Genomic DNA, 18,103 nt, shown 5'->3' with positions numbered 1-18,103 from the left:
TCGGCCGCAGGTTAGCGGCTGGCACCGGCGCCCGTCGCCCATGGCGCGCGTTCCAGGCGCGCGGCCAGGTAGTCGATCAGCCGCTGCACGCGCGCCGGCCGGCGCAGGCCGGGCGGGGTGACGATGTGCAGCGCGATCGGCTCCACCTGCCAGTCGTCCATCGCCGTTTCCAGGCGGCCGTCGCGCAGGTCTTCCCAGACCATGAACTCCGGCTGCAGCGCCAGCCCGAGGCCCTCGTGCAGCGCGACGGTGAACATCTCGGCGTTGTCGGCCTGCAACTGGCGCGGCACGGTCTGCGCGAACTCGCCATGGCGGCCGTGGCGGAAGCGCCAGGTGTTGCCGCCGCGGGTATGGCTGTACTGGAAGCCGCGGTGGCGGGCGAGGTCGCGCGGGTGCTTCGGCCTGCCGTGCTCGGCGAAATAGGCCGGCGCCCCCACCAGCAGGATGCGTACCTGGCACAGGCGCCGCGCGCGCAGGCTGGAATCGGCCAGGCTGGAAATGCGCAGCGCCATGTCGAAGCGCTCGGCCACCAGGTCCACCTGCGCGTCGCTGAGCCGGATGTCCAGTTCCACGTCCGGGTGCTCGCGCATGAACGCCGGCAGCAGCGGCGCCAGCTGCGCCACGCCGAACGACATCGGCGCGGCCACCCGCACCAGCCCGCGCAGCGTGGCCGAGCGGTCGGCGACCTCGGCTTCCACCGCCTCGCCCTCGTCGAGGATGCGCGCGGCGCGCTCCAGCGCCGCCTCGCCCGCGCCGGTCAGCGACATGCGCCGCGAGGTGCGGTGGAACAGGGTGGTGCCGATGCGCGTTTCCAGCCGGGTGATGGCCTTGGACACGGTGGCCTGCGACAGGCCCAGCGCCTCGGCGGCGCGGGCGAAGGAACCGGCCTCGGCGACCTTGGCGAAGATGGCCCAGGCTTCCAGATCGGGGAGTTGGCTCATGGTGGTGGCCGCAGGGGTGACCGGGAGATCATTGCACAAATGGAAAGAATGTCTTTTCAATCCTTCCATTCCGGATGCGAAGGTGCGCGCCTAGACTGGCCCCCATCGCAACCACCCATGCAGGAGAACGCCATGATCGAGCGTCGCCCGTTTGCCAGCCTTGGCGGAGCCAACCACGGTTGGCTGGATGCCAAGCACCACTTTTCCTTCGCCGGGTACCACGACCCGGCGCGCGTCCACTGGGGCGCCCTGCGGGTCTGGAACGACGACACCATCCAGGCGGGCACCGGCTTTCCGCCGCACCCGCACGCCGACATGGAAATCGTCACCTACGTGCGCGAAGGCGCCATCAGCCACCAGGACGACCAGGGCAACAAGGGCCGCACCGAGGCCGGCGACGTGCAGGTGATGAGCGCCGGCACCGGCATCCGCCACGCCGAATACAACATGGAGCCGGGCGTGACCCGCATCTTCCAGATCTGGATCATCCCCGACGAGCGCGGCGGCGCGCCGGCGTGGGGCACCAAGCCCTTCCCCAAGGGCGGGCGCTCCGGCCGTTTCATCGCCCTGGCCAGCGGCATCGCGGGCGACGAGGACGCCCTGCCGATTCGTGCCGACGCCCGCGTGCTGGGCGCGACGTTGAAGGCCGGCGAGAGCACCGAGTACCGCTTCAGCGACACCACCCGCCACGGCTACCTGGTGCCCAACACCGGCAGGGTGGAAGTGAACGGCGTGCTGCTCGATGCCCGCGACGGCGCCGCCATCGCCGGCGAGCACAGCATCACCGTCCGCGCGCTGGAAGACGCCGAACTGGTGCTGGTGGATACCGCCGCCTGAGCGGTGGCACCGCGCAGGACGGGATGAAGCGAAGGCGCGGGCAACCGCGCCTTCGCGTTGTGTGGCTCAACCCCGTTCGCGCTGTCCTGGCTCCGTGGAGAGGACGTCGCCCGCCTGCGCGCGGGTGACGTACGGAACATGGGGGTCACCGCCCCGGTCCGCCATCATCCACCGCGGCTCCGGAATCGCCGCCAGGCCACAACCCCGGTGCGGTATCGTGACGGCATGCGCGACCTCCTCTACTACTCGTCCCTGCTTCTTCTCGGATACGCCTGGTACCGGTTCGGGCAGAAGCAGCTCGCGAAAGTGCCATTCGACGAGAACGGCGCGCCGACCCAGGGGCTGGTCGGGCCGGTGGGTTTCCTGATGACCGCGGGCGTGGCGGGTTATGCGCTGTTCGCCGTCATGCGCGCGCTGGTGCGGGGCCAGGTGCCCTGCGTCGGCAAGGGCTGCGCCGGGCAGGTGTATACGCTGGTCGCGCATGCGGGCGCGTACTGGGCCAATGTCCTCTTCCTGGTGTGGCTGGTGCTGGCGCTGGGCTACGGGTTGTATGTGACGCTGAAGATCTGGTTCCGCTGATGATCCATCGCGTGCCGGGCGCTGCCCGTTGCACCCGGTGAGGCTGGCGCGCGTGCCCTGCCGGTAGTGCCGGCACCGCCGGATCGGGGCTCGGACACGAAGGCGCCTGCAATGGCGGCGCCCGCGGTACGTGCCTAGACTGCTTTCCCTGCCAACCAGGAATCCCGTCATGCAGGCCAAGGGCGAGTTCGACATCACGCGCGTTCCGCAGGAATCGCTGGACATCGGCGGCGGCGCGGTCGTCGGCCATGTGCGTTTCGACAAGCGGTTCCATGGCCCGCTGGACGCCACCAGCGTGGTGCACATGCTGGCGATGATGTCGCCGGCCTCCGGTTCCGGCGCCTACGTCGCCCTCGAGCGCATCGAGGGCACGCTCGGCGGCCGCCGCGGCAGCTTCCATGCCCAGCACAACGGCGTCATGGACCGCGGCACGCCCCGCCTCGATCTCAGCGTGGTGCCCGACAGCGGCACCGGGGAGCTGGTTGGCCTGCACGGCCGCATCGCCATCGACATCGTCGACGGCAGGCACCACTACACCTTCGATTACGGCTTCCGCGAGGATTGAGGCGGAAGCCCGCTGCCCGCTGCGGAAGGCGGGACCTTACGACTTCCTGCGCCGCGGGCTGCGCGCGGGCCTGCGGCCGGCCGCGGCGCCATCGTCGTCATTGCCGCCACCGGCCGTTCCGCCGCCCAGCTGCTCCAGCCACGACAGTGCATCGGCATAGGCGACGAAGTGCTGCAGGTAGTCCGGGCAGACCTCGCGCATCAGCGCCATCGCGCGGTAGGTGAGCACGCTGGAATGCAGCGGGCCGGCATCTTCCGGCAGGCCGTCCAGGCACTGGCGCAACAGGCCGTCGATGCGGATGCGGGTCCACAGCTGCTGGAACTCGTCCAGCACCGGCATCGGCGCGGTGATGTCGGCCGCCGGCGCGCGCTCTCCGCTTTCGCCGACCGGCAGCGGCACCGCCGCCGGCACGGGCGCGTCCAGCCGCGGTCCGTTGCCCAGCTGTTCCAGCAGTTGTTTCAGCGGACCGTCGCCGGTGCCACGCGGCGACGCTTCCGCGCGCGCGTGGGCCGGCAGCGCGGCATAGGCGTCGGCCAGTTCCCGCAGGCGCGCGTCCAGGCGTTGCCGCACCGCGCCGTCGTGGCGCGTCGCGCGCTGCGCCAGCGCACTCATCAGCGCGAAGCGCAGCGGATCGATGCGGTCGGCGCCCTGCCGGCGCCAGGCCTCGAGCCGTGCGTGCACGTCGGCGCCGTCAGCGGGCATCGGCCTTGCCATCGGGCGTTTCAGTGGGCCTGTGGCGCGGGATCGGCGCGATCTCCACGCGCCGGTTCTTCGCGCGGCCGGCCTCGTCGTCGTTGGAGCTGACCGGCTGTTCGGCGCCGAACGCGGCGGCGAACACCGACGAGGACGGCACGCCGTCCGCGATCAGGGTGCGGGTGACGGTGAGCGCGCGCGCCGCCGACAGTTCCAGGTTGTCGGCGAAGCGGGCGTTGGCCGCGCGCACCGGCTGGTTGTCGGTGAAGCCGCTGACCATCAGGATCTCGTCGCGCGCGGACAGGTAGTCGCGCAGCGGCCCGGCGATGCTCTGCAGCAGTTCGCGGCCCTCGGGCTGCAGCTGGTCGGAGTTGAGCGCGAACAGCACGCTGCCGCTGATGCCGATGCGGCCGTCGATCACGGTGACGCGGCCGGCGGCCAGCGGCGCGGCCAGCGCCTGTTCCAGCGTCTTCAGCCGCGCGGCCTCGGCCTGGCGCTGCTTCACTTCCTCGTCCAGGCGGTTGTGCAGCAGCAGCTGGATGCCGATGACGCTGGCCAGGATCAGCACGAACGCGCCCAGCAGCACCGACATCAGGTCGCCGAACGCGGCCCAGGTGGTGGCGCTGGATTCGGCGTCGAACTCGATCTCGTCGCTCATGCGCCGGCGGCCCCGTCGCGCGCGCCGGCCAGCTGCTGCAGCTCGCCGATGATCTGCTTCTGCGACAGCATGCTCAGCTCGATCACCTCGCGCGCCTGCGCCACGTAGTAGGCGAGCTGCTCGTCGCTGCGCGCCAGCGATTTCTCCAGCGCCGATTCGATGCCCTGCAAGCGTTCGTTCAAGGTCTCGGTGGACTGGCCGAACGCCTGCACCGCGCCGCCGAACGCCTCGCCCAGGCTCGCCACCTCCAGCGCGCTGCCGGTGACGTGCGCGGCGGCGGCATCGAGTCTGCCGGCCTCGCCTTCGACCTGCGCGGTGAAGCGGCTGCCGACGCGCTCGAGCAGTTCGGCCGAGGTGGAGACCAGCGCGTCGATGGCGCCGCGCTGTTCGGTGGAGGCGTGGTTGACCGCGTCCAGCAGGGTCTGCAGGGTTTCCAGCAGGCGCCCGCGCTCTTCCAGCATCGCGGTGTCGCGCACCATGCTGTCGGACAGTTTCTGGCGCAGCTCGGCGACCACTTCGGCCGCCGCACGCGGCGCCTCCGAGGCGGTGGCGACCAGCCGCGAGATCTCGGCCAGGGTGTCGCGGGCCTGCGCCTGCGCCTGCGCGTGGATCGCCTGGGTGGTCTGCACGAGCGTGTCGCAGACCTGCTGCTGCTGCGCGGCCACCTGCGCGCTGCTCTGTTCCCAGCGCTGGCCGAACTCGCCGGTCAGCTGGGCGAAGGCATCGCGCCACTGCGCCAGGCGCTCGCCGTCGCGTGCCTGCAGGGCGTCCTGCAGTTCGCCGTGCGAGCGCTGCAGGGCCTCGATCATCGTCTCGCTGCGCCGGGCGAAGGCCGCGGCCGCTTCGGTCAACGCCTGCGCGTTGCCGGCAATGCCGTCCAGCGCGCCGCCGGCCGCGGCCTGCAGCTGGGTCGAGACCTCGGCGGCGGTGCGGGCCAGCGCGTCGCACACCTGTTGCTGCTGCTGCGCCACCTGCGCGCCGTTGCGCTGCCAGCTTTCGTCCAGCGTGGCGAGCATGGCCGCCAGCGACTGCGACCATTGCGCCAGCCGCTGCTCGTCGCGCGCGGCCAGCGCCGACTGCAGCTCGCCGTGCGACTGCTGCAGGGTATCGACCAGGGCGCGGGCGTGCTGTTCGAAGCCGGTGGAGGCGGCGGCCAGCGCCTGTTCGTTGCGCCGGGCCAGCGCCTCGTGCGTTTCGTGCTGGCGGGCCAGCGCGCTGTTCCAGGCCTCGGCGGTGCGGGCGCTGCTGTCCTCCAGGCGCGTCGCCACGCCGTCGATCAGCGCCGCCGAGCGCTGCTCAAAGGTGCCGGCGAACTGCTGCAGCGCCTGCTGCAGGCCATCGGCCAGCGCGGTGTTGCCGCGCTGCTGCTCGGCGACCGCGGCGTTCCAGCTGTCGCGCGCGGCACTGGCCGCGCCCTGCACGGCGTTGTCCAGGCCGTCGAGCTGGCGGCGCACGGCCTGTTCGATGGCTGCGTGCAGCTGGCTGGATTTCTCGGCCAGCCCGGCCATGGTGGTGTCCACCACCGGCTGCAGCGCGGCGCCGACGGCGTTGGCCTGCTGCGCGATGCCCTCGCGCAGCGCCTGCTGCAGCGACGCGGCCAGCTGCGTCCACGCCGCTTCGCTGCGCTGGTGGAATTCCTGCTGGCTGGACTGCAGGCGGGCGCCGGCGTCGTGCTGCTGGCGTTCCAGCGTGTCGGCCAGGGCCTGCAGGCGTTCGACCAGCGCCGGCATCAGCGCGTTCTGTTCCTGCAGCAGGCGGAAGGTCTCGCGGCGCTGCGCCGACTGCGACAGATGCCCCAGCTGCGCGGCGATGCCGGCGTCCAGCTGCTGCACGGCCTGTGCGCGCTCGCGGCGCAGCAGCGCCGACAGCAGGCCCAGCGCGGCCGAGGTGGCGACGCCGGCGATCGAGGTGCCGAAGGCGAAGCCCAGGCCCTTGACCGGCGCGGCCAGCGAGCTGCGGATGGCATCCAGGTCGCTGGCGCTTTCCAGCGCCAGGCCGGTGCCGCGCAGGGTGGCCATCATGCCGAGCAGGGTGCCGAGCATGCCCAGCAGCACCAGCAGGCCGACCAGGTAGGGGGTCAGCGCCGGTGCCGGCAGGCCGGCGCGTTCGCCTTCGATGCGCAGGCGAACGCCGCTGCGCAGGCCCGGCTGCAGCCGCGACAGCCAGCCATCGAGGTTGCCGGCGGCCTCGTCCAGCGCCGGCAGCGCCTGCACCAGCGTGGCGGTGGCCTGGCGGTAGCGCAGCAGTTCGAAAGCGCCGACCAGGTAGCAGGCCGCGATCAGGGCAGCGACGGCGGCGGCCAGCGGGTGGCTGCCGAGGTAGCCGATGCCGATCCAGCACACGGCCAGCAGGCCGGTAAGGAATACGACGGGAGCGATGGGGTTTCTGGACATGGAGGGGCGGTTACCGGGTGCGCAGCGCGGCGAGCAGGCCGTCGATGGGGTGGAAGCGGACTTCCAGTTCGGCCAGCAGCGCGGTGCGCATGTCCTGGCGGAACCGTGCCAGCCAAGGGCCGGCAGGGGGAGCCGCGGGAGTATCGTCCGGCGCGTGGGCGCCGGCGGGATCGGGGGTGTCCGGGGCGCCGGCATCGCGCAGGCGCTGGAAGTGCAGGCCGAGCAGGCCGGGGACGATGGCCAGCAGCGCCTGTTCGCGCGGGCTGAGGGTGGCCTCCATCACCGCGTCCACCTCGGCCAGCCGCGCCTTGGCCGGCGACTGCAGCGCCAGCATGTCGCGCAGGCGGCCGCGCAGCAGGCCGGTGGCCGCCTGCATCGCGCGCTGCGCGGCCAGGCAGTGCTGGCGGTAGGGCAGGTAGCCGGGGTCGATGTTGGCGGCGCCGGCATCCTTGCGCCGCGGCGCGGACAGGTCGATGTCGGCGTCGATGGTGTCCAGCAGGGTCTGGCGCAGGCGCGCGCATTCGGCGTCCTGGGCGTCGTCGAACGCGGCGCCCGGCTCGGGCTCGGGCAGGCGGTTGTCGAGCGCGCGCGACAGGGTGATGGCGCGGTTCCAGTCGAACCACTGCGCCAGCCGCTCGGTCAGCACCGGCGGCGTGCGCGGAAGGTCGGCGTCGCCGAAACGGGCCAGCAGGCGGATGAACGCCGGGCCCAGCACGGGCGACCGTGTGGAAGCTTTCGCCATGGTCCTGACCGAAAAATCGGGCATTTTACATGCCCCGGCAGGAGGCGCCCCCGACCCCGCATTCATGCGCGGCGGGCGCCTGCGCAGGTACGGCCCCCTTCATCGGGCGTGGCGCTTGAGCAGTTCCAGCAGCACTTCGGCCTCGCCCGCGCGCCGGTCCGGGTCCGGCTCGGCGACGATGTGGTCGCTGAGATGGCCGGCCATCACCTCCAGCATCAGGCCGTGCATCGCGCCCTTGGCGGCGGCGATCTGCACCAGCACCGCGTCGCAGTCGTCGCCGGTTTCCAGCGCCTGCTCCAGCGCCACCACCTGGCCGGCGATGCGGCGCACGCGGGTGAGCAGCTTCTTCCGGTCGCGCTGGATATGGGCCATGACCGGGATCGTATACCCTATGGGGGTATATGAGAAGGCCGCCCCGATGAACCTTGAAGCCCTTGCCCGCTCCCGCCAGCACAGCCACGCCTTCAGCGAAGGCAACCCGATGGCGGAGAAGAACACCCGCCGTGCCATGGCGCTGACCCTGGTGATGATGGTGGTCGAGATCGCCGGCGGCTGGTGGTTCAACTCCATGGCGGTGCTGGCCGACGGCTGGCACATGAGCTCGCACGCGCTGGCGCTGGGCCTGGCCGCGTTCGCCTACGCCTGCGCGCGGCGCTACCGCGACGACCCGCGTTTCGCCTTCGGCACCTGGAAGATCGAAATCCTGGCCGGCTACACCAGTGCGATCCTGCTGCTGGGCGTGGCCGGGCTGATGGCCTTCGAGTCGATCGTGCGCGTGTTCAAGCCCAGCCCCATCCATTACCCGCAGGCCATCGCCATCGCCGTGGTCGGGCTGGCGGTGAACCTGCTGTGCGCGTGGTGGCTGCGCGACCAGCACGGCCACCACCATGGCCACGCGCACGACCATGGCCATCACCACGATCACGGCCATGGCCACCATCATCATCATCACCACCACGATCTCAACCAGCGCTCGGCCTACCTGCACGTGCTGGCCGATGCCGCCACCTCGGTGCTGGCGATCATCGCCCTGCTCGGCGGCCTGTACTTCAACGCGTCCTGGCTGGACCCGCTGATGGGCATCGTCGGCGCGGTGCTGGTGTCGGTGTGGGCCTGGGGCCTGATCCGGCAGACCGGCCGCGTGCTGCTGGACGCGGAAATGGACGCGCCGGTGGTGGCCGAAATCCGCGAGGCAGTGGAGCAGGGCGAGGTGCCGGCGCGCATCAGCGACCTGCACGTCTGGCAGGTCGGCCGTGGCCGCTTCGCCTGTTCGATGGAAGTGGCCACCGTGCCGGGCGTGGACGCGGCGGTGTTCCACCGCGCGCTGTCGGTCCACGAGGAGATCGTGCACGTTACCGTGGAAGTGCGCAGCACCGGGCCATGACCGCGGCAACGGCGGAAGCGTCCCTGCCCGCGCGAAAATTCTGTTTCCGGCGCCCCTGACAGATTTTCGATGCCGGGATGTATCGGGTACAACCTGTCCCGCAGCAGGTGTACCCCCCGCTCCCGTAAGATCCCGCGTGACCCCTCGCCTTCCTGGAGCGCGAATGAGCACGCCGCCGATCCCGTACAACCGACAGGCCAGCTTCATGGGCTTCTCGACCGAACAGCATCCAGCCATCGGGCAGGATCTCGAAGCCGAGTTCGGCGCGATCAGACAGTGCCTGGAGCAGACGCAGGATCGCCTCGCGCAGATCCTGCGCGATGACGGACTGCTCGCCAGCCTGTCCGTCCACCCGGATGCACCGAGCCAAGCGGTTCGCCCGATGCCCGGCGCCGAAGCCGGCACCCCGAAGGGCAACTGGCGGAGCGGCCTGGTCTACAACCCGAAGGACATCGTGCGGGTTGGCGCCACCCGCTATCTGGCCGTTGTCGAGCACGTGACCGGCGCCGACTTCAACGCCGACCTCGCCGCTGGCAAGTGGCTGCCGCTGTCTGCTTCCGGCGACGACGACACGCTGCGCATTGATCTGGCTGATGCCGGCAAGGGCGCCGCGCTGGTGCAGTACGACGCCGACGAGACGGTGAAGCAGCGCTTGGACGCGCTGGGCAACCTGCGCGCAGATCTCGCCAGCCCGAGCAACGGCGGCATGCTGATCGGCTTCCAGCAGGCAGGCGCCGGCGCCGTTGCGCGCACCGCGCGAGACAAGCTGCGCGAGTTCGTCAGCGTCAAGGACTTCGGCGCGCTGGGAAACGGGGTGGCCGACGACACCAACGCGATCAACGCCGCAATCACCTACGTTGGCACTGCTGGCGGCGGCACTGTGTTTCTTCCGGCCGGCACCTACCTGGTCAAGTTCCAGGGCACTGCGCTGATCGGTGACGACCGCGAGATCGCGATCAACATACAGTACAACAACGTCCACCTGCTCGGTGCCGGCCGTGGCTGCACGCTCATCAAGCAGATGACCGGCGCGATCCGCGCGCACGTCATCAAGATCGGCCGCCGCGTAGACATCCCGAACCCGGTCAGTGATTGTTCTATCCGCAGCATGACCATCGACGGCAACAAGAACACGCTGACTTCACCCAAACCGACGCCTGACGAGCGGAACGGCAACTGCATCGACGTTTCCACGGGCGCCTCGCGCGTGACTTTGGAAGACCTGCACATCAAGAACGCCGGCCACTATGGCATCGGCATGCAGCGCAACACCTTCACCGACTGCCACATCCGAAACTGCCTCATCACGGACACCAACGGCGACGGCATAGATTGGAAGATCGATACAAACTCCAGCAGCCGAAACAATACCGTTGAGAATGTGACGGTGCTGCGCTTCGGTCTGGATCGCGACTACGCCGCGCGCATGGGTTCACAGGCGGGTATCGACGTGCGCAACGGCGTAAGCGTGCTTCACTGCTACTGTGGCGAGTACCAAGATGACAGCACCGGCGTGCGCGTGCAGATCGGCGTCAACGATCTGGCCACCACCGTCCCGGTCCAGCGCAGCGTGGTGGAGGATGTCACCTGCATCGCCTCAGCGATCGGTACCGCCACCATAGGCGTTCAGCTCGGCGTGAACGGCGTCAAGGTCAACGGCGCGCACTGCTCTGGCAACAAGTGGAACTACCGCGTCCGCAGTAGCCTGAACACCGTCGAGAATATCAGCTCAGCCGGCGGCGAGATCGGCATTTGGGTGTTCGGCGACGCCAACGCCAAGCCGGACAACAACGTGTTCAGCAACATGATCGTCCGCAGCGCGACAAGCTACGGCGTCTTGGTTTCCGGTATCGCCGGCTTCGCGCCGGCCAACAACACGTTCGTTAACGTAATCTCTGCCAGCAACGCGAGCGACACGCACAACTTCGAAATCGCAGCGGCTGTCACTGGTACCCGCCTGATCGGTGGCAGCGTGGCGGCCGGCTACGTTGACGCCGGCACCGACACCGTGACCAGTGGCGTGCAGGGCCTGGTGACGTCATTGCGCGCCGGGCGGGAGATAGGCCAGCACGTCCTGATCTCTGGTGACGCGAGCACCAACTCGATCACCGGCATCTCGAAGCCGGGTTTGGCAAAACCAATGGCCGTCATGGCGGATGCCGAATCCGGCGACCTCTGGCTGCGCGCACTCAATGCCACTGCCGGCTCGCGTGTCCGTTTTGGAACGTACACGGCGAACGCAGACGCGCCCATCGTCGGCTATATCTCGATCAAGGACGACAGCGGCACGATCCGCAAGCTGGCGGTGATCTCATAAGCAACTTCAGCGCATTCGAGCTTATGGTCGGGGTTGAGGCCGGCGAGGTACATCCTGTCCCGCAGTAGCTGCGTACGCGCTCCGGTAAAATTCGGCGTGAACCATCGCCATCTGGAGCGTCCGTGAGTTCGCCACCAACTCCATACGGCCGCCAGTCGCACTTGGGCAACTTCGATTGAACCGTTCCTGACCGTTGGTCAGGACCTGGAGGAGGAAGTCAACAGCGTCGGCCGCGATGGCACCACCCAGCAGTGCCTAGTCGAGATCCAGCGCGCCGACGGTCGCTTGAAGAACCTGTCGGTGCATACCGACGCGCCGAGCGACGAAGTGAACGCGCAGCACCATCCCATGACCGCGGCAACGGCATTCAGATGATGCGCAGGGTGATCGCCTTGAGCACCGCGCGGGTGCGGTCGCGGGTATCCAGCTTGTCGAGGATGGCCGAGACGTAGTTCTTCACCGTGCCCTCGGCCAGGAACAGGCTGCCGGCGATCTCGCGGTTGCTGTAGCCGCCGGCCATCAGCCGCAGCACGGCCACTTCCTTCTGGCTGAACAGTTCCCTGGGCGCATCGTCGGCGTGGTAGCGATAGCGCTGCCGCACCGCGTCGGTGCTGACTGGCTGCAGCAGGGTCTGGCCGGCGACGATGCGCACGATGGCCTCGCGCAGGTCTTCCGGCGCGGCGTCCTTGAGCAGGAAGCCCTGCGCGCCGGCCTCGGTGGCGCGCAGCAGCAGGTCGCTCTCGTCGAAGGTGGTCAGGAACAGGCAGGGCGTGGTGTCGCCGCGCGCGCGCAGCGCCTGCAGCGCCTGGATGCCGTCCATGCCCGGCATGCGGATGTCCGAGACGATCAGCTGCACCGGCTGCTGCGGCAGCTGCGCCAGCAGGGTTTCGCCGCTCTCGGCCTCGAACGCGATGTCGATGCCCTGCTGCTGCAGCAGCGCGCGCAGGCCGGCGCGGATCAGGGCCTGGTCGTCGACCAGGGCGATGCGCGGGGCACCGCTCACGCCGCGAACTCCGCCTGGATGTGCAGCGCCCCGGCGGCGTTGCGCTGCAGCCGCAGCCGGCCGCCCTGTTCGGCGACGCGCTCGCGCATGCCGGTGAGGCCGTTGCCTTCGCGCAGCGCGCCGCGCAGCCGGCCGTCGTCGTGCATGTCCAGCCGCAGGCGGCCGTCCTGCTGGCGCAGGGCCACGTGCAGCACCTGCGCATCGCCGTGGCGCGCGCTGTTGGTAAGGGCCTCCTGCACGCAGCGCAGCAGCGCCTCGGCCATGGCGGTGTCGCGCACGTGCACGCCATCGTCCAGCTGCAGCTGCAGGCGTGGCCGCGGCAGCGGTGCGGCCAGCGCGTGCAGTGCGGTGGCGATGTCGAGCTCGCCGCTGCCGCGCAGCGACTGCACCACGGCGCGCAGGTCGCCCAGCAGTTCGGCGGACAGCCGCTCGCACAACGCCAGCCCGGCCGGCGCGTGCGCCTGCGCGGCCAGCGCGCGCAGCTGCAGGCGCAGCGCGGTGAGCTTGTGCCCGGCCACATCGTGCAGCTCGCGCGACAGCCGCAGGCGCTCGGCGTCGCGCGAGCTTTCGGCCAGCAGCGCGCGGGTGGCGAGCAGGTCGGCGTTGACCAGCGCCAGCCGGTCGCGGGCCTGCTCGGCGCTGCGCGCGTAATGCGTGGTGAGCATGGCGAAGGCCTGGAAGCCGGCGAAGATCATCACCACCACGCCGGCGTGTTCGTTGACCCCGCGCAGCACCAGGTACATGCCCACGTCCAGCATGGCGATGGCCAGCAGGGCGATGCGCAGCGGCCAGGTGGCGGCGACCTGCGCGGCCAGCATCACCAGCAGCGCCGGCGCCACGCCGCTGTAGTGCGCCAGCCGCACCAGCGCCAGCGCCGCGACGGCTTCCCCCAGCAGCAGCACCGCCCGTGGCCATGACGCCCTGGGCAGCGCCGTGGCCACCAGGAAGGCGGCCAGGAACAGCAGGGCGCAGCCCCAGCGCCACGGCTGCAGCGCGGCATCGCCGTGGGACAGGGTGGAGGCCACGGCGCACCAGGTGAGCAGGCCGGCCAGGTTGAGGGGATGAAGAAGTCCGCGCCAGCGCGACTGCGAGCCGATGTCCATGCTTGCATGCTGGTGGGCGCGCCCGCGGCCGGCAAGGGGGGCGATGCAGAAAGTGACTTCCGGCAGGGTCCGGGGGTGACCGCCGCGACTGCCGTGGCCGGCGCCGTTCCCCGAACCTGTGTCCGGGCCGCCGCATTCCGCCGGCCGTCACCGGAGGGAAGCGCCATGCCTGGATATTCGTTGTTCGTCGCGTTGCACATACTGGCCGGCGTGGTCGCCCTGGCCGGCTTCTGGTCGGCGGCGCTGATGAAAAAGGGGTCGCCGCGCCACCGCGCGCTGGGCAAGGTGTACCTGGTGGCGATGGCGGCGATCGTGGCCACCGCGCTGCCGATCACCGTGCAGTACGCCCTGTTCCGCCAGCAGCCGCTGTCGGCGCTGTTCCTGGCCTACCTGATGGCCATCACCGGCAATGCCACCTGGCTGGCGTGGCGCGCGGTCACCGACAAGCGCGACTGGAAGCGGCTGGTGGCGCGCATCGGCTGGAAGCTGGCGTTGTGGCCGATGGTGCTGCTGGCGCTGGTCACGCTGGTGGTGGGCATCCGCCAGGGCCAGCTGCTGTTCCTGGGTTTCTCGACGATTGGCCTGTGGGCCGGCTGGCGCATGCGGAAGTTCGCCCGCCGCGGCCCGGCGCGCCCGGACTGGGCGCTGCGCCAGCACTACCAGTCGATGCTGGGCGCGGGCATCGCCACCCACGTCGCCTTCCTCGGCATCGGCATGCGCCCGCTATGGCAGTGGCTGCAGGCGCACGCCACGGTACCGCCACTGCTGGTCGAGCTGTTCCCGTGGACGGCGCCGGTGCTGGTGGCGGTGGTCGTCGGCATCCGCCTGGACCGTAAATATGGTGGCCGGCGGGCCGCGATGGCGCAGGCGCCGAGGTGAGGCTTCAGGGAGGTAGGAGCGGCTTCAGCCGCGAAGAGGCATCCCCGGCAAAGCCCCTTCGCGGCTGAAGCCGCTCCTGCGGATGTGGGGTCAGACGTCGCCGCCGTCGGCCCAGCCTTCGCCGCTGCCGCGCTGGAACACCCGGTCGCCATCCTGCACCTCGCCGGCCGGGTAGTGCGCCTGTTCGGCGAGCCGCGCGTAGATCGGGGTGAAGTCCGGTTCGGTCGCCGCCATCAGCTGCTCGAAGCTGTCGATGACGAAGTAGGTCTTCTGGAAGGTGTCGATGCGGTAGCGGGTACGCATGATCCGCTCCAGATCGAAGCCGATCCGGTTGGGTGCGGCCGATTCCAGCGAGTACAGCGATTCGCCCTTGGACGAGACGATGCCGGCGCCGTAGATGCGCAGGCCTTCGCGCGTATCGATCAGGCCGAACTCCACCGTGTACCAGTACAGGCGGGTGAGGTTCTGCAGCGCCTCCGGGCCGATGGCGTGCGCCTTGACGCCGCCGCGGCCGTAGGCGGCCATGTAGTCGGCGAACACCGGGTTCATCAGCAGCGGCACATGGCCGAACAGGTCGTGGAACAGGTCCGGCTCGGCGATGTAGTCGATCTGGTCGGGGCGGCGGATCCACCACGTCACCGGGAAGCGGCGGTTGGCCAGGTGCTCGAAGAAATCCAGTTCCGGCAGCAGGCCTTCCACGCCCACCAGGGTCCAGCCGGTAGCCGCGCCCAGCACCTCGTTGAGCTGGTCGAAGCGCGGGATCATGTGCTCGCTCATGCCCATCTCGTCCTGGGCATCGAGGAATTCGCGGCAGGCGCGGCCGACCAGCAACTCGCGCTGGCGCCGGTACAGCGTGCTCCAGGTGGCATGGTCGTCGGCGCTGTAGCCGTCCCAGGGCTGCTCCACCACGGCGGTGGTATAGACCGGCACGTACCCCTTGTCGGTCTGTTGGTGTTCTACGCGGCGCGGGGTGGTGTCCATGGCGGTGTTCCGGAAAGTGGATCACCCCGATGGTAGGAAGCCGGCCGCGCAACAGGTGTGCGAAATTGCGCCGGATGCATGACATGGCGCAACATTGTTGCGTCGATTCGATGTTGCGGGGCAACAAATGAATGCCGTCTCCCTCGACCGCACCGATCTGCGCCTGCTGGCGGAAATCCAGCAGCACGGTCGCGCCACCAATGCCGAACTGGCCACCCGGGTGAACCTGTCGCCCTCGGCCTGCCTGCGCCGCGTGCAGCGGCTGGAAGCCGAGGGCGTGATCGCCGGTTACGGCGCGCGCCTGGAGCCGCGCGCCATCGGCCTGGGCCTGCAGGCCTTCGTGCGCGTGCAGCTGTCCAAGCACGGGCAGGCGGCGATCGGCCATTTCGTCGAGGCGGTGCAGCTGTGGGACGAAGTGGTGGCCTGCCACGCGCTCACCGGCGACATGGATTACCTGCTGCACATCTACGTGCGCGACCTGGACCACTTTTCCGCGTTCCTGCTCGACAAGCTGCTCGACGCCACCGGCGTGGCCGACGTCAACTCCAGCTTCGTGCTGCGCACGGTCAAGGAATTCCGCGCGCTGCCGCTGTCGCAGCTGAAGTAGGCGGCGCTCCGCGCAGGAGCGCACTGAAACGCGCTCCGGCGTCGTCCACCGGGAAGTCCAATCAAGGCGCGGAGAAGGACACGCCGGCCGCCGCTTCAGTGCGCCGGCGCGACGCAGTTGCCTTCCCTGCCACGCAGCTTGTCCAGCCGCGAGCGGCCGTCCAGGCAGCGCTGGTAGGCCTCGGCCGCCGCGGCGCTGGCGCGCGCATCGGCGTCGCGCGCGCGGGTCGCGTGCGCCTGCTGCAGGCGGGCGATGCCGGCGCGGATCTGCGGCATCGCCGCCATCGCTGCCTTCTCGCCTTCGAGGATGGCGCGGCCGCGCTGCTCGAAATCGGCCGCGCCGATGTCCAGCACCTGCGGGCGGATCACCACGTCGGCGCGCGCCAGTTCCTGCTCGCCCAGGCGCTGGCCCATGATGGCGATGGACTGGTTCACCGTGCCCAGCAGGCCGCTCGGGCGCTGGCCGCTGGCCTTGCTGGAAATGTCCACGGCGATGACGAACTCGGCGCCGAGCTGGCGCGCGGCGTCCACCGGCACCGGGCTGACCACGCCGCCGTCGACGAAGGTCCTGCCGCCGATGCTGACCGGCTCGAATACGCCCGGCACCGAACTGGAGGCGCGCACCGCCTGGCCGACGTTGCCGCGCACGAACACCGCGCGCTCGCCGGTCTCCAGCTGCGTGGCCACCGCCGCGAACGGCTTCTTCAGCTGCTCGGCCGGCTTGTTGCCGACCTGCGCGTTGACGTAGTCCTGCAGCTTCTGGCCCTGGATCAGGCCGCCGGAGAACAGGCGCACGTCGCGGATGCTGGCCTGGTCCAGCGACACCGCCTTCTGCTGCATGTCGAAGGCGTTCATGCCGCTGGCGTACAGCGCGCCGACCACGCTGCCGGCGCTGGTGCCGGCCACCACCACCGGCTCGAAGCCGTTGGCCTCCAGCATCTTGATCACGCCGATATGGGCGAAGCCCTTGGCCGCGCCGCCGCCCAGGGCCACGCCGATCTTCACCGGCTTGGCCGGCGTGCCCGGCACCGCCGCCTGCGCCGGCGTCGATGGCCGCGTGTTCTCGCCGCCGCAGGCAGCCAGCAGGCCGAACAGCGAAAGGGACAGCAGCAGGCGGGCGTTGCGCGGCTTCATGATGAATGGGTGTGCGGGAAAGGGCGCAAGCATAGCCGCAAGCGGCCAAACCGCGGGCCAACGGCCCGGGTCGTCAGAACCGGTTGTCGCCGTCCAGGATGCGCCCCAGCCCGCCCAGCACCGAGCCCTCGCCGCGGCTCTGGCCGCCGCCCTGCGGCGCGGCCGCATACATGCGCCCGGCCAGGCGCGAGAACGGCAGCGACTGCAGCCACACCTTGCCCGGGCCGGTGAGGGTGGCCAGGAACACGCCCTCGCCGCCGAAGAACATGCTCTTCAGGCCGGCCACGCGGCGCACGTCCATGTCCACGCCGGCGTGGTAGGCGACCACGCAGCCGGTGTCCACGTCGATGCGTTCGCCGGCGGCCAGCTCGCGCTCCACCACGCAGCCGCCGGCGTGCACGAACACCCAGCCGTCGCCCTCGAGCTTCTGCATGATGAAACCCTCGCCGCCGAACAGGCCGGTCATGACCTTGCGCTGGAAATGCACGCCGACCTGCACGCCGCGCGCGCCGGCCAGGAAGCTGTCCTTCTGGCAGATGAGCCGGCCGCCGTGCTCGTCGAGCTTCATCGGCAGCACGGTGCCGGGGTAGGGCGCGGCGAAGGCGACCCTGGCCTTGCCCTGGCCGGTGTGCGTGTAGAGCGTGGCGAACAGGCTTTCGCCGGTGATCACGCGCTTGCCGGCCGCCAGCAGCTTGTCCATCAGCCCGGCGCCCTGGCCTTCGTGGCGGCCGTCGCCGAACACGGTGTCCATCTGCACCGCCGCGTCCTTGTACATCAGCGCGCCGGCCTCGGCGATGGCGCTCTCGCCCGGGTCCAGTTCGATCTCCACGAACTGCATCTCGTGGCCGACGATGCGGAAGTCGATGTCGTCGGCGCGGTTGCGGCGCCCGCCCAGCGGCGGCGGCACCGGCGGTGGCGCGGCCTGGCCGCCGAACTCGGGCAGCGACGCCGCCGGCTGCCAGCCCTGCATGCCTTCGCGCCAGGCCAGGGCGTCGCGGTGCAGCTGCGCATGGCGGCGCGCGGCCTCGTCGTCGAGCGGGCCGACGCGGTCGGGCTGTCCGGGGGTGTGGAAATACCACTGGCTCATGGGCGCACCTGGCGGGGAGAGAGCCGACAGTCTATGCCGGAGCGGCGGCGCGCAGTGCCTGCGGCCGCGGCCGGCGCGCCCGCCGCCAACGGGCGTGGAACGGCCGAGTTCGCATTCATCTTTTTCCCTCGTTCTGCCGCTAAAGCGGCGGCGGCCAAGGCCGATAGCTTTCGCACCGCGCGGAAGGGCTGGACGCCATGC

At 70.4% G+C, this 18,103-nt stretch carries 18 protein-coding genes; 7 read left to right on the top strand and 11 right to left on the bottom strand.

Features of this window, described 5'->3' with window-relative positions:
* Positions 1-11: 11 nt before the first annotated feature.
* Positions 12-941 (bottom strand): LysR family transcriptional regulator, encoded by a 930-nt coding sequence (locus tag AC06FP_RS04650; RefSeq protein WP_478074675.1) that lies wholly within the window; start codon positions 939-941, stop codon positions 12-14.
* A gap of 132 nt (positions 942-1,073) precedes the next feature.
* Between AC06FP_RS04650 and AC06FP_RS04645 the strand changes: the two genes are divergently transcribed.
* From AC06FP_RS04645 to AC06FP_RS04635, 3 genes are all read left to right on the top strand, one after another.
* The gene (locus AC06FP_RS04645) at positions 1,074-1,778 is read left to right on the top strand and encodes a pirin family protein (protein WP_478074674.1); all 705 of its coding nucleotides are present in this window, start codon (positions 1,074-1,076) and stop codon (positions 1,776-1,778) included.
* A gap of 225 nt (positions 1,779-2,003) precedes the next feature.
* Positions 2,004-2,357: a hypothetical protein gene (locus AC06FP_RS04640; protein WP_478074673.1), complete on the top strand. Its 354-nt coding sequence runs from the start codon at positions 2,004-2,006 to the stop codon at positions 2,355-2,357.
* A gap of 169 nt (positions 2,358-2,526) precedes the next feature.
* Positions 2,527-2,922 carry a DUF3224 domain-containing protein gene (locus tag AC06FP_RS04635; protein WP_478074672.1) on the top strand — a complete coding sequence of 132 codons (396 nt, stop codon included), beginning with the start codon at positions 2,527-2,529 and terminating at the stop codon, positions 2,920-2,922.
* 36 nt (positions 2,923-2,958) lie between these two features.
* Here the strand turns inward: AC06FP_RS04635 and AC06FP_RS04630 are convergent, their stop codons facing one another.
* The 5 genes from AC06FP_RS04630 to AC06FP_RS04610 all read right to left on the bottom strand — a co-directional run bounded on the left by AC06FP_RS04630 (position 2,959) and on the right by AC06FP_RS04610 (position 7,780).
* Positions 2,959-3,624: a DUF2894 domain-containing protein gene (locus tag AC06FP_RS04630; RefSeq protein ID WP_478074671.1), complete on the bottom strand. Its 666-nt coding sequence runs from the start codon at positions 3,622-3,624 to the stop codon at positions 2,959-2,961.
* On the bottom strand, positions 3,614-4,273 hold the full coding sequence (locus AC06FP_RS04625) for an OmpA family protein (protein ID WP_456117590.1): 660 nt from the start codon (positions 4,271-4,273) through the stop codon (positions 3,614-3,616). Before AC06FP_RS04625 ends, AC06FP_RS04630 begins: the two co-directional genes overlap by 11 nt.
* Positions 4,270-6,666 carry a DUF802 domain-containing protein gene (locus AC06FP_RS04620; protein ID WP_478074670.1) on the bottom strand — a complete coding sequence of 799 codons (2,397 nt, stop codon included), beginning with the start codon at positions 6,664-6,666 and terminating at the stop codon, positions 4,270-4,272. The genes AC06FP_RS04625 and AC06FP_RS04620 overlap by 4 nt, the downstream gene beginning before the upstream one ends.
* Positions 6,667-6,676: 10 nt before the next feature.
* Positions 6,677-7,408 carry a DUF3348 domain-containing protein gene (locus AC06FP_RS04615; protein WP_478074669.1) on the bottom strand — a complete coding sequence of 244 codons (732 nt, stop codon included), beginning with the start codon at positions 7,406-7,408 and terminating at the stop codon, positions 6,677-6,679.
* 99 nt (positions 7,409-7,507) lie between these two features.
* Positions 7,508-7,780, bottom strand: a complete 273-nt coding sequence (locus AC06FP_RS04610) for a metal/formaldehyde-sensitive transcriptional repressor (RefSeq protein ID WP_478074668.1) — start codon at positions 7,778-7,780, stop codon at positions 7,508-7,510.
* Between the two features lie 46 nt (positions 7,781-7,826).
* On the opposite strand from AC06FP_RS04610, the gene dmeF reads away from it, so the two are divergent.
* On the top strand, positions 7,827-8,792 hold the full coding sequence (gene dmeF, locus AC06FP_RS04605; protein WP_478074667.1) for a CDF family Co(II)/Ni(II) efflux transporter DmeF: 966 nt from the start codon (positions 7,827-7,829) through the stop codon (positions 8,790-8,792).
* Positions 8,793-8,955: 163 nt separating this feature from the next.
* Positions 8,956-11,109 (top strand): glycosyl hydrolase family 28-related protein, encoded by a 2,154-nt coding sequence (locus AC06FP_RS04600; protein ID WP_478074666.1) that lies wholly within the window; start codon positions 8,956-8,958, stop codon positions 11,107-11,109.
* A gap of 367 nt (positions 11,110-11,476) precedes the next feature.
* Here the strand turns inward: AC06FP_RS04600 and AC06FP_RS04595 are convergent, their stop codons facing one another.
* Together AC06FP_RS04595 and AC06FP_RS04590 are read right to left on the bottom strand one after the other, a co-directional pair.
* Positions 11,477-12,112: a response regulator transcription factor gene (locus AC06FP_RS04595; protein ID WP_478074665.1), complete on the bottom strand. Its 636-nt coding sequence runs from the start codon at positions 12,110-12,112 to the stop codon at positions 11,477-11,479.
* Positions 12,109-13,215: a sensor histidine kinase gene (locus AC06FP_RS04590; protein ID WP_478074664.1), complete on the bottom strand. Its 1,107-nt coding sequence runs from the start codon at positions 13,213-13,215 to the stop codon at positions 12,109-12,111. Before AC06FP_RS04590 ends, AC06FP_RS04595 begins: the two co-directional genes overlap by 4 nt.
* Positions 13,216-13,380: 165 nt before the next feature.
* On the opposite strand from AC06FP_RS04590, the gene AC06FP_RS04585 reads away from it, so the two are divergent.
* Positions 13,381-14,094, top strand: a complete 714-nt coding sequence (locus AC06FP_RS04585) for a hypothetical protein (RefSeq protein ID WP_478074663.1) — start codon at positions 13,381-13,383, stop codon at positions 14,092-14,094.
* 90 nt (positions 14,095-14,184) lie between these two features.
* Here AC06FP_RS04585 and phhA read toward each other — a convergent pair whose 3' ends face one another.
* Entirely contained in the window at positions 14,185-15,075 is an 891-nt protein-coding gene (gene phhA, locus AC06FP_RS04580; RefSeq protein ID WP_478074662.1) for a phenylalanine 4-monooxygenase, read from the bottom strand.
* Positions 15,076-15,202: 127 nt separating this feature from the next.
* Between phhA and AC06FP_RS04575 the strand changes: the two genes are divergently transcribed.
* Positions 15,203-15,682 (top strand): Lrp/AsnC family transcriptional regulator, encoded by a 480-nt coding sequence (locus tag AC06FP_RS04575; RefSeq protein WP_456117582.1) that lies wholly within the window; start codon positions 15,203-15,205, stop codon positions 15,680-15,682.
* Positions 15,683-15,777: 95 nt separating this feature from the next.
* Here AC06FP_RS04575 and AC06FP_RS04570 read toward each other — a convergent pair whose 3' ends face one another.
* Together AC06FP_RS04570 and AC06FP_RS04565 are read right to left on the bottom strand one after the other, a co-directional pair.
* On the bottom strand, positions 15,778-16,815 hold the full coding sequence (locus tag AC06FP_RS04570; protein WP_478074661.1) for a patatin-like phospholipase family protein: 1,038 nt from the start codon (positions 16,813-16,815) through the stop codon (positions 15,778-15,780).
* Between the two features lie 73 nt (positions 16,816-16,888).
* Positions 16,889-17,902 carry a TIGR00266 family protein gene (locus AC06FP_RS04565; protein WP_478074660.1) on the bottom strand — a complete coding sequence of 338 codons (1,014 nt, stop codon included), beginning with the start codon at positions 17,900-17,902 and terminating at the stop codon, positions 16,889-16,891.
* Positions 17,903-18,103: the final 201 nt, after the last annotated feature.

It is taken from the genome of Stenotrophomonas sp. Steno-Z2, from assembly GCF_056393235.1.
This window is presented reverse-complemented; position numbering and strand designations above follow the sequence as displayed.